Source organism: Ochrobactrum sp. 19YEA23, from assembly GCF_029909865.1.
GTDB classification, from domain to species: Bacteria; Pseudomonadota; Alphaproteobacteria; order Rhizobiales; family Rhizobiaceae; genus Brucella; species Brucella gambitense.
Genome location: NZ_JASAMQ010000005.1, coordinates 228,019 through 243,123 on the forward strand (window position 1 = coordinate 228,019; position 15,105 = coordinate 243,123).

Genomic DNA, 15,105 nt, shown 5'->3' on the forward strand with positions numbered 1-15,105 from the left:
TCTAATATATGGAACAGACGATTATGATATGTTTTGGATATACCGATGGAACTGCGCCACCTTAGATATTTCCTTGCTGTCGCCGATGAGGGCAATTTTACGCGCGCGGCGGCAAATCTCGGGATCGGTCAGCCGCCATTGAGCCAGCAGATCCGCGATCTGGAGAATGAGATCGGCGTCGCTCTCTTCCATCGTGTTCCCCACGGTGCGGAGTTGACGGCAGCAGGTACGGCCTTTCGTGAGGAAGCAAAAGCGGCGGTCGCCGCAGCGGAAAAAGCCAGGCTTGCCGCGCAGAGTGCTGCGCGCGGCGAGACAGGGCGTCTGGCCTTGGGCTTCACGGCGTCCTCGGCCTTCAATCCGGTGGTCAGCGGCACTATCCGGCAGTTTCGTGCCCGTTGGCCGGAGGTGCGACTGACACTGACCGAAATGAACACCAGTCTCCTGATGGACAAGCTTGTGCGCGGCGAAGTGGATGCAGCTTTCATCCGCCCCGGTCTGGAAAATCCCAAGGATGTGCGGATGAAGCGCTTGGCCGATGAGCCGATGCTGATCGCCTTGCCGAGCCATCATCCGCTGGCAGCCCATGAGACTTTGCCGGTTTCAGCGCTTGCCAACGAAGCTTTTGTGATGTTTCCGCGCATTGTCGGCCTCAGCCTTTATGACGATGTGGTTGCCGCCTGCCGTGATGCCGGTTTTGAAATGATCGTCGCGCAGGAAGCCCCGCAAATGCCATCGGTCGTCAATCTGGTGGCTGCTGACCTCGGCGTTTCCATCGTGCCAGCCGCGATTGCCCAGATCAGGCTCGCCGGTGTGGCCTACCGACCAATTGAAGGTGAACCGCTTTCAGCGCGCCTGGCGCTCGCCTCCATGAAGAGCAATCACTCCCCGCTGGTCGAGAATCTGATGAGCCTTTTGCCGAATCTTTAGCGGCCAGCTGTCGTAAAGTTGAGTTAAATGATCACAAATCGGTTGATCCGGCCGAATAATGAGAAAATAAACGCCACATAGTTCAAAAACTTGCTAACAGGCGTTAGGGATGGGCGCGTGTTCAGACCTCTTTGAACGTCGCCCCAAAAGTGTAAGCCGGGATTTCGATGAATAGTTTGCTGAAGCGCTTTGCTGCCTATTATGAACCGCACAAGAGCTTGTTTGCGCTTGATTTCTCAAGCGCCGTCGTTGCCGGCCTGCTGGAGCTTGCCTTTCCTGTTGCGGTGACGCTGTTCATCGACCGTCTGTTGCCGACCAATCAGCTGGGGCTGATCGCGCTCGCGGTTGCAGGGCTGTTTCTGATCTATCTCCTTAATGCCGGTTTGCAGGTCATCGTGACCTATTGGGGCCATATGCTCGGGATCAAGATCGAAACCGAGATGCGGCGCAAGGCATTCGACCATTTGCAAAAACTGTCGTTCCGTTTCTTCGATGATCAGAAGACCGGGCATCTGGTCGCCAAGCTCACCAAGGATCTGGAAGAGATCGGGGAAGTGGCCCATCACGGCCCCGAAGATCTGTTCATCGCCGTTATGACGCTGATTGGCGCTTTCGCTTTGATGCTCTGGATTCACGTTCCGCTGGCGCTGATCACGGCGTTGGTCGTCCCGCTGACGGCGATTGTGAGCATCCGCTATGGCAGCCGGATGACCTCGAACTGGCATGCACTTTATGGCCGTGTCGGCGAGTTCAATGCGCGTATCGAGGAAAATGTCGGCGGCATTCGCGTGGTACAGGCCTTCACCAATGAAGACCACGAACGCAAGCTGTTTGCCGAAAGCAATCGTAACTATCTGACCACCAAATTGCGGGCCTACAAGATCATGGCGGCTTCGATGTCGCTGTCTTATCTTTCGATGCGCTTTGTCCAGATTATCGTCATGCTGGCAGGCGCCTGGTTCGTTGTGCGCGGCCAGCTGACGGAAGGCGGTTTCGTCGGCTTCCTGCTGCTCATCGGCGTCTTCTTCCGGCCCATCGAGAAGATCAATTCGATCATCGAAAGCTATCCGAAGGGCATTGCCGGTTTCCAGCGTTATTCGGCCTTTCTCGATACGGAGCCGGATATTGCCGACAGGCCGCAAGCTGTTTCCGTGCAGCGTCTGCATGGTGATATCGAGTATAAAGACGTCAGCTTCGGTTATCGTTCGGAAAAGCCGCTGCTCGCCGATCTGACCCTGTCCATCCGCGCTGGTGAAACGGTCGCCTTTGTCGGTTCATCCGGCGCGGGCAAGACGACGATCTGTTCGCTGCTGCCGCGCTTTTATGACGTGACTGAGGGCGCGATCAGCATCGATGGCATCGATATTCGCGATATGACGCTCAAGTCGCTGCGGTCCAATATCGGTATTGTCAGTCAGGATGTATTCCTGTTTGCGGGAACAATCCGCGACAACATTGCTTATGGCAGGCTGGAGGCATCGGAGCAGGAAATCCTCGAAGCAGCGCGGCGCGCCCGTCTTGATGATGTTATCGCCGCCTTGCCTGCCGGTCTGGATACGGTTGTGGGCGAACGTGGCGTCAAGCTTTCGGGCGGCCAGAAGCAGCGTCTGGCGATTGCGCGTATTTTCCTGAAAAATCCGCCGATCCTGATTCTCGATGAAGCGACCTCGGCGCTGGACACAGAGACCGAACGCGCAATCCAGCAATCGCTTGCCGATCTTTCGCAGGGGCGTACCACGCTGGTCATCGCGCACCGGCTTGCAACCATTGTCAATGCAGATCGGATTGTCGTGGTGGAAGAAGGCCGGATTATCGAACAGGGTGTTCACGATGAACTGGTGGCTCGTTCGGGCGGCCGCTATCAGCAATTGCATGCGGCACAGGTGAACTGACCGTTAGGTGGCAAACAATCTGACGGCGGATTCTCAAAACTGTGACTGTGTCAAAATAGTTTGTTTCAGCTGGCCGCTTTCGGCGGCATAATCGTGCATCTTATCGGTAGGGAGACCGACATGGATGTAACGATTATAACGGGCGCGTCCGACGGTATCGGAGCGGAAACCGCACGCCAGATTGCGCATCGCGATCGCGCAGGGGCTGCTCTTGTTCTGGCTGCGCGTAATGTCGAGAAGCTTGAAAAGCTGGCAACAGAATTGCGGCTTGAGGGCAGCACCGTGCTGGTCGTGCCGACCGATGTTACAGATCGCAATGCCTGCATTGCCTTGATTGAAAAAGCGGCCTCGACTTTTGGCCGGATCGACACGCTGATCGTCAATGCGGGCATGTCGGCCCACGCCAATTTCGCGGAAATCAAACCGGAAGATCTGCACTGGATGCACGATCTTATGGAGTTGAATTACTTCGGCAGCATCTGGCCGATCCATGCCGCACTTCCGCACCTTGCAAAGACCAAAGGACGGATTGGGGTGGTCTCGTCTGTCGCGGGCTTGATCGGCGTGCCGGGGCGCTCGGCCTATAGTGGGACAAAGTTCGCGCTTTCCGGATTTTGCGAAGCACTTCGTTCGGAACTGGAGCCCAGCGGTATTTCCGTGACGATTGTTTATCCGGGCGTTGTGAAGACAGATATTCGCAAGGTCGGTTATGGCGCCAGCGGTGAAGCGCTGGGAACCAGCGGCGTGCGTGAAGACGATATGATGTCTGTGGAAGAAGCGGTGCGTCTCATGCTCGATGGTTTGCAGAGGCGCAAACGCGAGGTATTGATGACGCGGCAAATGCGATTGGGGCGCTGGCTCAAGCTGATCGCGCCGCGAATCGTGGATCGTATGGCGCTCAAGGCTCTGAAGCCCGAATTTCGCCCGAAGCCGATCAAACCAGCGCGATGAAGTCCGGTTATCCACGTTCTTCACAGCCATTACAAAATGGATTGCTGATTTTTCGCTTTTCACCAACTATCCGTTGACGGTCTTTTAACTTCGGCTACTATATATAGTGTTCTAGGTTCTTTCGATTCGATGAGTCGAAAGCTAAGAGGGAATTCGGTGAGTCGCCGCCATGAAGGTTGAGACGAAGCCGAAGCTGCCCCCGCAACTGTAAGCGGTGAGTTCTTGTTGATCACGTCACTGGCGTAAGCTGGGAAGACCGACAAGAGCGCTGACCCGTGAGCCAGGAGACCTGCCTTGAGCAATGAACGTCCACGGGCGGGGTGTCCGGTTGGTGTGCAATCATTGAGGCGAGATGTGCTTCTTGCCGATTGCTACTCCGAATGCCCGCTCACAAGCTTCGGGGTGAAGTCCATGTCTGACACATTGTCTAGTTTGTATTGTTCTCTCAGTTCAGGTCCACCTTTCCAGAGGTGATTTTGCGCGGTTCAGTGGTGTTCAGGCATCGCTGACTGTTCCCCGATTTTGTCCGCCTTAACGCGCATGTTCCATGCGCGAACAATCTCTTATGCGCATCTGTCCCGATGGCTTGTGCCTTTGACAGCTCGCGCCCCATCCAGTGAGGAAGAAATGAACGTCACCGTCTATAGCAAACCCGCTTGCGTCCAGTGCACCGCAACCACCCGTGCCCTCGACCGTCAGGGGATCGATTATCAGGTCATCGACATTTCTGCAGATATGGACGCTTACGATCTCGTCACGGGGCTGGGCTACCGTCAGGTGCCCGTCGTTGTGGCCGGAGAAACCCACTGGGCCGGCTTCCGTCCGGATATGATCAACGGTCTTTCGTGACCGTGGCTCTGTCATGAGCTCGGCAATGGGTCTCCTTGTCTATTTTTCCAGTCGCTCCGAAAACACACATCGTTTCGTCGAGCGGCTTGGAATGCGCGCAAGGCGCATCCCCATCCTGCAAAGGGATGAGGAAGAACCGGGCTCGTTGCAGATAGACGAACCATTCGTGCTCATGACGCCAAGCTATGGCGGCGGCGGAACCAAGGGGGCTGTGCCCAAGCCCGTCATCCGCTTTCTCAACAATGCGGGCAATCGCTCGCTGATCCGCGGCGTGATTGCCGCGGGCAACAGCAATTTCGGCGAAGCTTTCGGCATAGCCGGCAAAATAATCTCTGCCAAATGTCAGGTTCCCTATCTCTATCGCTTCGAGCTTTTGGGAACAGATGAAGACATTGGCAATGTCAGGAACGGGATGGAACGATTTTGGACACGGCAGACACAACCCTGATCCGCGAGCGCGACGCAGAGCCGGTCACGCAGGACGCGCCGCAAGCGGCGGCGTCGAACAGCCCCAAGCCCGTCAAGTCTACCGATGGGCTGGACTATCATGCGCTGAACGCGATGCTCAATCTGTATGACGATGAAGGCAAGATCCAGCTTGATCGTGACCGGCAGGCTGCGCAGCAATATTTCCTTCAGCACGTCAACCAGAACACGGTCTTCTTCCATAATCTGCGGGAGAAGCTCGATTATCTGGTGACCGAAAACTATTACGAACAGGCGGTGCTGGACCAGTACTCCTTCAATTTCGTGCGCGACCTTTTCGATGAGGCCTATGCCAAGAAATTCCGTTTCCCGACATTTCTCGGCGCTTTCAAATATTACACCAGCTACACGCTGAAAACCTTCGACGGAAAGCGCTATCTGGAGCGCTATGAAGATCGTGTCTGCATGGTGGCGCTGGCATTGGCGCGTGGCAGTGAACAGCTTGCGCGCGACCTTGTCGATGAGATTATTTCCGGTCGCTATCAGCCCGCAACACCAACCTTCCTTAATGCTGGCAAGAAACAGCGCGGCGAACTCGTGTCCTGCTTCCTGCTGCGGGTGGAAGACAATATGGAGTCCATCGGACGCTCCATCAATTCCGCATTGCAGCTGTCCAAGCGCGGCGGCGGCGTGGCCTTGAGCCTGACGAATATTCGCGAATCCGGCGCCCCGATCAAGCAGATCCAGAACCAGTCTTCGGGCATCATTCCGGTGATGAAGCTTCTGGAAGATTCATTCTCCTACGCCAATCAGCTTGGTGCGCGACAGGGTGCGGGTGCAGTTTATCTGCATGCGCATCATCCCGATATCATGCGCTTCCTCGACACCAAGCGCGAGAATGCCGACGAAAAAATCCGCATCAAGACTTTGTCGCTGGGTGTGGTGATCCCGGATATCACCTTTGAACTCGCCCGCAACAACGAGGATATGTATCTGTTCTCGCCTTATGACGTGGAGCGGGTCTATGGTCAGCCGCTGACCGAGATTTCCGTCACGGAAAAATACCGCGAAATGGTCGATGATGCGCGCATCCGCAAGCGGAAGATCAATGCGCGTGAGTTCTTCCAGGTATTGGCGGAAATTCAGTTCGAGTCCGGCTATCCCTATATCATGTTCGAGGACACGGTGAACCGCGCCAACCCGATCGACGGGCGCATCACCATGAGCAATCTGTGCTCGGAAATCCTGCAGGTCAGCGAGGCCAGCATCTTTGATGAAGACCTGTCCTATTCGCATCTGGGCAAGGATATTTCGTGCAATCTGGGTTCGCTCAACATCGCAGCCGCGATGGATTCGGCGGATTTTGGAAAGACCATCGAAACCTCCATTCGGGCGCTGACGGCAGTTTCCGATATGAGCCATATTGGCTCGGTGCCGTCTGTTGCGCGCGGCAATGATGAGAGCCACGCCATCGGCCTCGGCCAGATGAACCTGCATGGCTATCTGGCTCGCGAGCGGATTTTCTACGGTTCGGAAGAAGGCGTAGATTTCACGAATATCTATTTCTACACCGTGACTTATCACGCATTGCGTGCTTCGAACCACATTGCCGTCGAAGCGGGTAAGTCGTTCAGCGGTTTTGAGAAGTCCAAATATGCATCGGGTGAATATTTCGACAAATATACCGATCAGCTTTGGGAGCCAGAGACCGAGAAAGTCCGTGAGATTTTCGAAAAGGCGGGCATCGCAATTCCGACGCAGGACGATTGGCGCGATCTGAAAAAGGCGGTGATGGAGGGTGGCCTCTACAACCAGAACCTTCAGGCGGTGCCGCCGACCGGATCGATCTCCTATATCAACCATTCCACCTCTTCGATCCATCCGATTGTGTCCAAGATCGAAATCCGCAAGGAAGGCAAGATCGGTCGCGTCTATTATCCGGCTGCGTTCATGACCAATGATAATCTCGATTATTATCAGGACGCCTATGAGATCGGGCCGGAAAAGATCATCGACACCTATGCGGCTGCTACCCAGCATGTCGATCAGGGCCTGTCCTTGACCTTGTTCTTCCGCGATACGGCCACAACCCGCGACATCAACCGCGCCCAGATCTATGCGTGGAAGAAGGGCATCAAGACGATCTACTACATCCGGCTGCGCCAGATGGCGCTTGAAGGGACGCAGGTGCAAGGCTGCGTTTCCTGCGCCCTGTAAGCCCAAGATGAGATCAGAGGAAATCCAATGAATATGCAATTCAAAACCGGCAAGGGAAAGACTCCCGGTCTCGTGCGCGCCATCAACTGGAACCGCATTGAAGATGACAAGGATCTGGAAGTCTGGAACCGCCTGACGGGCAATTTCTGGCTGCCGGAAAAAGTGCCGCTCTCCAACGATATCCAGTCCTGGGAAACATTGAAGCCGCAGGAAAAGCAGCTGACGATCCGCGTGTTCACGGGCCTGACCCTGCTTGATACGATCCAGAACGCTGTGGGTGCGGTCGAGCTGATGGAAGATGCGGCGACGCCACATGAAGAGGCGGTGCTTTCCAACATCGCCTTCATGGAAGCGGTGCATGCGCGCTCCTATTCCTCGATTTTCTCGACGCTGTGTCTGACACCGGATGTCGATGACGCCTATCGCTGGTCGGAGGAAAACGAATTCCTGCAACGCAAATCCGAACTGATCCTCGAACAGTATCGTGCGGATGATCCTTTCAAGAAAAAGATCGCCAGCGTGTTTCTGGAGAGCTTCCTGTTCTATTCGGGCTTCTATCTGCCGATGTTCTGGTCAAGCCGCGCGAAGCTGACCAATACGGCAGACCTTATTCGGCTAATTATCCGCGATGAAGCCGTGCATGGCTATTATATCGGATACAAGTTCCAGCGTGCACTTGAAGTGCTGGGCGAAGACCGGAAGCAGGAAATCAAGGACTTTGCTTTTGAGCTTCTGCTTGAACTTTACGACAATGAAATCCGCTATACGGAAGCGCTTTATGACGGCGTCGGCCTGACCGAAGACGTCAAGAAGTTCCTGCATTACAACGCCAACAAGGCGCTGATGAATCTCGGTTACGAGGCGCTTTTCCCGGCAGAGGCCTGCAAGGTCAATCCGGCTATCCTGTCGGCACTTTCGCCGAATGCCGACGAAAACCATGACTTCTTCTCCGGTTCGGGCTCTTCCTACGTCATCGGCAAGGCCGTGGCGACGGAGGATGAAGACTGGGAGTTTTAAGTGCCTGATTCATGGTCAATCCGCAGGTGTTTTACGCTGCGGATTGACCATTTCATCTGTCTGTACTGAATATACCGGCATCGAATCTGACCTGAAGGCGGTATCCTCGGATGCTATTACGGGACATGGATTCATACTGACAGGTGAGTTTTATGCCGACCGACGACCGTAAGAAAAGCCGGGTTACGCTTCTTGATGTGGCGCGCCATGCGAATGTTTCGCGCGCCACGGCGTCGCTTGTCATCCGCAAGAGCCCGCTTGTGGGAGCCGCGACGCGGGAGAAGGTCGAGAAGGCGCTGCAAGAACTGGGCTACGTCTATAATATGGGCGCGGCGAGCTTGCGGGCCGACCGCTCGAATACGGTGGGCGTGATTGTCCCGACGCTCGGAAATCCGTTTTATGGCGAGCTGCTGGCGGGCATCGACAGTGTTGTCGGTGAAGCTGGCATGGTTGTTTTGTTGGCCAATAGTCATGAGAATTTTGCCAATCAGAACACGTTGATGCAGCGGATGCGCGAGCATGGCGTCGATGGCGTGATCGTTTCACTGACGGCGGGAACCGAGCCGGAATTTATCGAGCAGATTGCCGATTGGGGACTGCCGGTCGTGCAGGTGCTCCGCCATGTGACCGACAGGATCGACTATGCCGGGGTTGATTATGCGGGCGGCATGCGACAGGCGGTCAATCACCTGTCTGGACTGGGTCACAAGACTATCGCTTTTGCGGTGCATGGCCCGGTGCATTCCGCCTACCGCGAACGCGTCGAGGGCTTCCGCGAAGCCATGCTGCAGAAGGGCCTGGACCCGGAGCTGATCGTCCATCTGCCAAGCACCATGCCGGAAATCGCCAAGGCCGCGCCGCTTCTGTTTCAGCAAGGGTCGGAACCAACAGCGGCAATCTGCTTTAACGATGTGATTGCGCTCGGCCTTTCGGCTGGGCTTTACGATTGCGGGCGAAAAATCGGGGAGGATTTTTCGCTGATCGGCTTTGACGATGTCAACGATGCCGAGGCGACACGTCCGCGCCTGAGTTCTGTCGCGACACGCCCGGTGACAGTCGGCGAAAACGCGGCCAGATTGCTGCTTTCGCGCCTTGCAGAACCGGAAACGGCTGCACAGCGGATCGTCAGTGAGACCTATTTGCAGGTTCGCCAGTCCTGTGGACGCCCTGTGGGCTGACGGTAAATTTGATCATCTAATCGGAATTAATGATTGACGAGAGGGGTTAAACGAATTTAGATCGATCTAAATTGGGCTGATCTTGGAGGAAGACGGCCAATTCGCCGACCGGGAGGATCCAGCATTGTACAATTTCAATTTCGCGCCAGTGTTCGCGTCGATGGACAAGCTGCTTCTCGGCGCCTGGCAAACGATCGAGCTTTCTGTCGCTGCCATGGTGCTCGGGCTGGTCGTTTCCATTGTGTGCGCCTTGGGCAAGACATCCGGCTCCAAGCCGGTGCGCTTTGTCATCGACGCCTATGTGGAGATCATCCGCAACACACCGTTTCTGGTACAGATCTTCTTCATCTTCTTCGGCCTGCCCTCGGCTGGTCTGCGCCTGTCGCCCAATAGCGCGGCACTTCTAGCGCTGGTTGTGAATTTCGGCGCTTACGGCACCGAAATTATCCGCGCAGGCATTGAGTCCATCCATAAGGGGCAGGTGGAAGCGGGCACCGCGCTTGGCCTCTCGCGCCTGCAGGTCTTCCGCTACATCATCATGAAGCCCGCGCTGCGCACGGTCTATCCGTCGCTGACCAGCCAGTTCATCTATCTGATGCTGACATCGAGCGTCGTGTCGGTGATTTCGGCCAATGAACTGGCCGCCGCCGGTAACGATCTCCAGTCGGCGACCTTCGCCAGCTTCGAGGTCTATATCGTCATCACGGTGATGTATCTCATCATGTCCATCGGGTTTTCGGCAGTGTTTTCGCTGATCGAGAAACTGGCGTTCAAATATCCACTGAGCCGATAGGAGCAAGGCCATGATCAGACCTTTCGGCTGGAACGAATTTCTCATTATCGTCTATGCGGCGCAGTGGACCATTGCCCTCTCAGCCATCGCCTTTGTGGGCGGCGGCATTGGCGGCATGATCGTAGCGCTGATGCGCGTCTCGGATAATCGTGTGCTACGCTATATCGCGCTTGGCTTCATCCGCCTGTTTCAGGGCACACCGCTTTTGATGCAGCTTTTCCTCGTGTTCTTCGGGCTGAATATTTTCGGCCTTGGCATCAATCCGTGGATTGCAGCGGCTATCGCCCTGACCCTGCATGCCAGTGCTTTCCTTGGCGAAATCTGGCGCGGCTGTATCGATGCTGTGCCGCCGGGCCAGCGTGAAGCTGCAACTGCGCTTGGCCTGCGTTATTACAACCGTATGCGCTATATCATTCTGCCGCAGGCTGCGCGCATTTCGGTTGCGCCGACGGTCGGCTTCCTTGTGCAGCTTATCAAGGGCACATCGCTTGCCGCCATTATCGGATTTACCGAGCTGACCCGTCAGGGCCAGATCATCAACAATGCAACCTTCAGCCCATTCATGGTCTTCGGCACGGTGGCGGTTGTCTATTTCATTCTGTGCTGGCCGCTCTCGATACTGGCCCGCAATATGGAAAACAAATTTTCTCGCGCGACCGCTCGGTAATCGGGGGCTTTTGTCGAGATTAATATGCCGGCGAGGAGTCCGGTTTAACAATAGGGAAGGGAAAAACATGAATATCACCAGACGCATAGCGATGACGCTGATCGGCGCAGGCGCTCTTGCTACGGCTTTCGCACCTGCCGCATTTGCGCAGACCGTCGAAGGCATCAAGTCAGCCGGAACCGTCAAGATCGGCATGCTGGTCGACTTTCCGCCATTCGGTATCATGAACACCAATAACGAGCCGGACGGCTACGATGCCGATGTGGCAAAGCTGCTCGCCGCCGAGCTAGGTGTGAAGGCGCAGATCGTGCCGGTCACCGGCCCGAACCGCATTCCTTACCTGCAGAGCGGACAGGTTGACCTGCTTGTGGCTTCGCTGGGTATCACCGAAGAACGCGCGAAGAGCGTCGACTTCTCCCAGCCTTATGCCGGTATTTCCATCGGTGTTTTCGGACCGAAGGATGCGGCGGTCGCCAAGCCGGAAGACCTGTCGGGCAAGACCATCGGCGTGGCGCGCGCTTCGACGCAGGATACGGCGGTGACCAAGGTTGCGCCAAAGGATGCGAATATCCGCCGCTTCGATGACGATGCCAGCGCCGTGCAGGCTTTGCTGTCGGGTCAGGTTGATTTGATCGGTCTTTCCAATGTCGTTGCCGCTGAAATCGAGAAGGCAGCGCCTGGACGCTATGAGCAGAAAATCCAGCTCAGCCAGCAGGTGCAGGGCATCGCAGTGCGCAAGGGTTCGACCGAAATGCTCGAATTCGTCAACAAGTTCATCGAGAAGGTGAAGGGCGACGGCGAGTTGAACAAGATCCACGAAAAGTGGCTCGGTTCTCCGCTGCCGGATTTCGTTTCCAAGGCGAAGTAAGTCTTTGACAGACGCCATGCCCGGTATTGGCCGGGCATGACGGCAAACGCCGCATCCGGCGATCACGTTCAGCAAAGCGAGTTCTCGACATGAATAAGACGGCTCAGAACACGGCTCACGGGGCATCGCAGGACTCCGGTACTGCGGTGCTGATGGAAGGCGTCAACAAGTGGTATGGCACCTATCATGCGCTCAGAAATATTGAACTGACTGTGGCGCGCGGCGAGCGCATTGTTATTTGCGGCCCGTCCGGTTCCGGAAAATCCACGCTGATCCGATGCATCAACCAGCTTGAAACCATTCAGGAAGGGCGCATCGTCGTCGATGGTCTTGACCTGACGGCGGGCGGCAAGAATGTGGACATTATCCGGCAGGAAACCGGCATGGTGTTCCAGCAGTTCAATCTTTTTCCGCATATGACCGTTCTGGAAAACTGCACGCTTGCACCGAGGAAAGTGCGCGGCGTTGCCAAAGCGGAAGCCGAAAAGACGGCGCGCAAATTTCTTGAGCGCGTGCGCATTCCGGAGCAGGCGGACAAATATCCGGCGCAGCTTTCAGGCGGCCAGCAGCAGCGCGTGGCGATTGCGCGCGCATTGTGTATGAACCCCAAGATCATGCTTTTCGATGAGCCGACTTCGGCGCTCGATCCGGAAATGGTCAAGGAAGTTCTGGACACCATGATTGATCTCGCCAAGGAGGGCATGACCATGCTCTGCGTCACCCATGAAATGGGCTTTGCGCTACAGGTCGCCGACCGGGTTATTTTCATGGATCAGGGACAGATCCTCGAAATGGCGGAGCCGGAAGAGTTTTTCGGCAATCCGAAGCATGAGCGGACAAGGGCCTTTATCGGTCAGATTTCCTGACCGCTCGCATCGTTTGTTCTGACGCATATCGCAAAGGCTAAATCCCACCTTTCGCGATGTGTTTCCCCCAATCTGGAACTGGAGTTTGACGTGACGAAGGAAATTCTGCTCGTGGAGCCGATGATGTCCGCTATCGAGGAGCGTCTCGATGCGGGCTATAAGGTGCACCGGCTTTACAAGGCGGACGAAAAGGCTGCTATCGATGCGGCTTTGGGCTCGATCCGCGCGGTCGTGACCGGTGGCGGTTCGGGCCTTTCCAATGAATGGATCGAGCGTCTGCCGTCGCTTGGCCTGATCGCCATCAATGGCGTCGGGACGGACAAGGTCGATCTCCCTTTTGCCCGTAGCCGCAATGTACATGTGAGCACGACGCCCGGCGTTCTGACCGATGATGTTGCCGATACCGGTATTGCCCTGATGCTGGCGCTGCTGCGTCATGTGGCGCTTGGCGACAGCTTTGTACGTGAAGGAAAATGGGCCGAGCGGCAGGCTTTTCCTCTGGGCATCAGCCCCAAGGGTAAGCGCATCGGCGTTCTCGGCCTTGGCCAGATCGGCAAGTCGCTGGCAAAGCGCGCCGAGGCTTTCGGCATGGAAGTGCATTACTGGAACCGCTCGCCAGTGGCAGACAAGAACTGGGTGGCTCATGCATCGCCGGTCGAACTGGCTGAAAACTGCGATGTGCTGGCGGTTTGCGTGGCAGCCAATGCCTCCACGGCGAATATCGTCAATGCAGACGTGCTGACGGCGCTTGGCAACAAGGGCTATCTCGTCAATGTCGCGCGCGGCACGGTGGTCGATGAAGATGCACTTTTGGCCGCACTCAATGATGGTGTCATTGCCGGTGCCGGTCTTGATGTCTTCGTCAACGAGCCGACGATCCGTGAAGAATTCTTCACAGCTCCCAACACGGTTTTGATGCCGCATCAGGGCAGTGCAACTGTCGAAACGCGCATCGGCATGGGTGAACTGGTGCTTGCCAATCTGCAGGCCTATTTCGCAGGCGATGTTCCGCCCACCAAGGTAAATTGAGTTTTGCGATGATTGTCAGACAGGCTTTCTTCGAAGGTGAAATTCATGCCGGGCGCGAAGATGCGTTCAAGGCTTATGTCGCGGAAACCCTGATGCCGATGTGGCTTCAGTTTCCGGGCATCCGGGATGTGCGCGTTCTTTATGCCGTAGAACGCGACGAGGGCGCACCCTCCTATCCGATGGTGTTGTGGACGGTTTATGATGGCCGACAAGCGCTGGCCGAGGCGCTGGAGTCACCCATCCGCTACGAAAGCCGGGAGGCCACGAAAGGCCTCCTCGCAATGTTCGACGGCCACATTCATCACCACGTTTTCGACCTCGCTCTCGTGGGTGAAATTGCCGCTTGATGAGCGGCGTTCGGCCAGCGTTTCAGCGCTGGCCGACTGAGTCTTTCTCAGCTTTTTGAAATTTGTCCGACCGGTCAAATTTGCAGTTTCGAGCCATTATTTAAGTACATGATCATGTAATCACATAAATGTGATTGTCCTGCGCGTGGCGGGCCCGATGTCGCCTGTTTCTGGTATTTTAGGGGCAATTTTTTCGCAGAAAGGGCTGCTTCAGGGCACCGGATTCCCTCATGTTTTGCACAGCTAGGGTACAAGTTATTTGAACTGTTCTAGTCTGGTGTGTATCGAGCGCTATGTTTTTCTCAATCGTGCAATGCGGTTTCATTTCAGAAAAGCATCCCTCCGTCTTACCCACCTAACAGGCAGGAAACGACAATGACTGACCTCCCCGGATATCCGAGTCGTCGCAGTTTTCTGAAAGCCTCCGCAGTAAGCGTCATGCTTTCAGGACTGGCTGTTTCAGCGCAGGCCGAACCGAAGACGCCACCGGTTTCGCTCGAAGACTATGAACGTCAATATTTTACCGATCTTGAATGGACATTTATCCTCGCCGCGACGGCAAGGCTGATCCCCTCGGATGGTGATGGCCCCGGCGCCATCGAAACCCGCGTCCCTGTGTTTATCGATCTCCAGCTTGCCGGCGATTATGGCCGCGCTGATGACTGGTACATGGTTGGCCCGCATGATGCGTCGGCCGATCCGACACGCGGCTGGCAGACCCCGCTCAACCCGGCGCAGATTTATCGCCAGGCTATCCCGGCCTTCAACGGCTGGTGCGAACAGAAATATAGCGCCGCTTTTGCCGCTCTCACGCCTGAACAGCAGGACGAAGCGCTGACTGCGCTTCAAAAGGGCGAAGTCGGTTTGCAGCCGGAATTGCGCGAGTTCTTCGGCATTCTGCTCCAGAACACCAAGGAAGGCTATTTCGCCGACCCGATGTATGGCGGCAATCACGGCATGCAGGCCTGGACCTATATTGGCTTCCCCGGCGCGCGCGGCAGCTACAAGGAGTGGGTTGAGCGCTACAATGTCGCTTACCCGCTGGGTCCGGTTTCGATCAAGGGCGAAAGGGCTTAAC

Annotated in this window: 15 protein-coding genes and 1 riboswitch; all 15 genes read left to right on the forward strand. The window is 56.0% G+C overall.

Going from position 1 to position 15,105, the window contains the following annotated elements:
• The first annotated feature begins 45 nt into the window (after positions 1-45).
• Positions 46-927, forward strand: coding sequence for a LysR family transcriptional regulator (locus QBD01_RS14940; protein ID WP_280993449.1), 882 nt, complete (start codon positions 46-48; stop codon positions 925-927).
• Positions 928-1,094: 167 nt separating this feature from the next.
• On the forward strand, positions 1,095-2,819 hold the full coding sequence (locus QBD01_RS14945) for an ABC transporter ATP-binding protein (RefSeq protein WP_280993450.1): 1,725 nt from the start codon (positions 1,095-1,097) through the stop codon (positions 2,817-2,819).
• Between the two features lie 120 nt (positions 2,820-2,939).
• Positions 2,940-3,770 (forward strand): SDR family oxidoreductase, encoded by an 831-nt coding sequence (locus QBD01_RS14950; protein WP_280993451.1) that lies wholly within the window; start codon positions 2,940-2,942, stop codon positions 3,768-3,770.
• Between the two features lie 96 nt (positions 3,771-3,866).
• Positions 3,867-4,082: riboswitch (cobalamin riboswitch) on the forward strand.
• Positions 4,083-4,397: 315 nt separating this feature from the next.
• On the forward strand, positions 4,398-4,619 hold the full coding sequence (nrdH, locus tag QBD01_RS14955) for a glutaredoxin-like protein NrdH (protein ID WP_280993452.1): 222 nt from the start codon (positions 4,398-4,400) through the stop codon (positions 4,617-4,619).
• 25 nt (positions 4,620-4,644) lie between these two features.
• A complete protein-coding gene (nrdI, locus tag QBD01_RS14960) occupies positions 4,645-5,067 on the forward strand; it encodes a class Ib ribonucleoside-diphosphate reductase assembly flavoprotein NrdI (RefSeq protein ID WP_280993453.1) in 423 nt (140 codons plus the stop codon).
• Positions 5,043-7,262, forward strand: coding sequence for a class 1b ribonucleoside-diphosphate reductase subunit alpha (gene nrdE / locus QBD01_RS14965; RefSeq protein ID WP_280993454.1), 2,220 nt, complete (start codon positions 5,043-5,045; stop codon positions 7,260-7,262). Before nrdI ends, nrdE begins: the two co-directional genes overlap by 25 nt.
• 27 nt (positions 7,263-7,289) lie before the next feature.
• Positions 7,290-8,279 carry a class 1b ribonucleoside-diphosphate reductase subunit beta gene (nrdF, locus tag QBD01_RS14970; RefSeq protein ID WP_392391416.1) on the forward strand — a complete coding sequence of 330 codons (990 nt, stop codon included), beginning with the start codon at positions 7,290-7,292 and terminating at the stop codon, positions 8,277-8,279.
• A 152-nt stretch (positions 8,280-8,431) separates the two neighbouring features.
• Complete coding sequence (locus tag QBD01_RS14975; protein ID WP_280993455.1) at positions 8,432-9,457, forward strand: LacI family DNA-binding transcriptional regulator; 1,026 nt, start codon at positions 8,432-8,434, stop codon at positions 9,455-9,457.
• Between the two features lie 124 nt (positions 9,458-9,581).
• Positions 9,582-10,250 (forward strand): amino acid ABC transporter permease, encoded by a 669-nt coding sequence (locus QBD01_RS14980; protein ID WP_078338272.1) that lies wholly within the window; start codon positions 9,582-9,584, stop codon positions 10,248-10,250.
• 10 nt (positions 10,251-10,260) lie between these two features.
• Positions 10,261-10,917, forward strand: a complete 657-nt coding sequence (locus QBD01_RS14985; protein WP_182521254.1) for an amino acid ABC transporter permease — start codon at positions 10,261-10,263, stop codon at positions 10,915-10,917.
• Positions 10,918-10,984: 67 nt separating this feature from the next.
• The gene (locus QBD01_RS14990) at positions 10,985-11,785 is read left to right on the forward strand and encodes a transporter substrate-binding domain-containing protein (RefSeq protein WP_280993456.1); all 801 of its coding nucleotides are present in this window, start codon (positions 10,985-10,987) and stop codon (positions 11,783-11,785) included.
• 89 nt (positions 11,786-11,874) lie between these two features.
• A complete protein-coding gene (locus QBD01_RS14995) occupies positions 11,875-12,651 on the forward strand; it encodes an amino acid ABC transporter ATP-binding protein (RefSeq protein ID WP_280993457.1) in 777 nt (258 codons plus the stop codon).
• A 78-nt stretch (positions 12,652-12,729) separates the two neighbouring features.
• Complete coding sequence (locus QBD01_RS15000) at positions 12,730-13,680, forward strand: 2-hydroxyacid dehydrogenase (RefSeq protein ID WP_392391422.1); 951 nt, start codon at positions 12,730-12,732, stop codon at positions 13,678-13,680.
• An 8-nt stretch (positions 13,681-13,688) separates the two neighbouring features.
• Entirely contained in the window at positions 13,689-14,027 is a 339-nt protein-coding gene (locus QBD01_RS15005) for a hypothetical protein (protein ID WP_182521251.1), read from the forward strand.
• Positions 14,028-14,402: 375 nt separating this feature from the next.
• On the forward strand, positions 14,403-15,104 hold the full coding sequence (locus QBD01_RS15010) for a gluconate 2-dehydrogenase subunit 3 family protein (RefSeq protein WP_280993458.1): 702 nt from the start codon (positions 14,403-14,405) through the stop codon (positions 15,102-15,104).
• Position 15,105 lies beyond the last annotated feature (1 nt).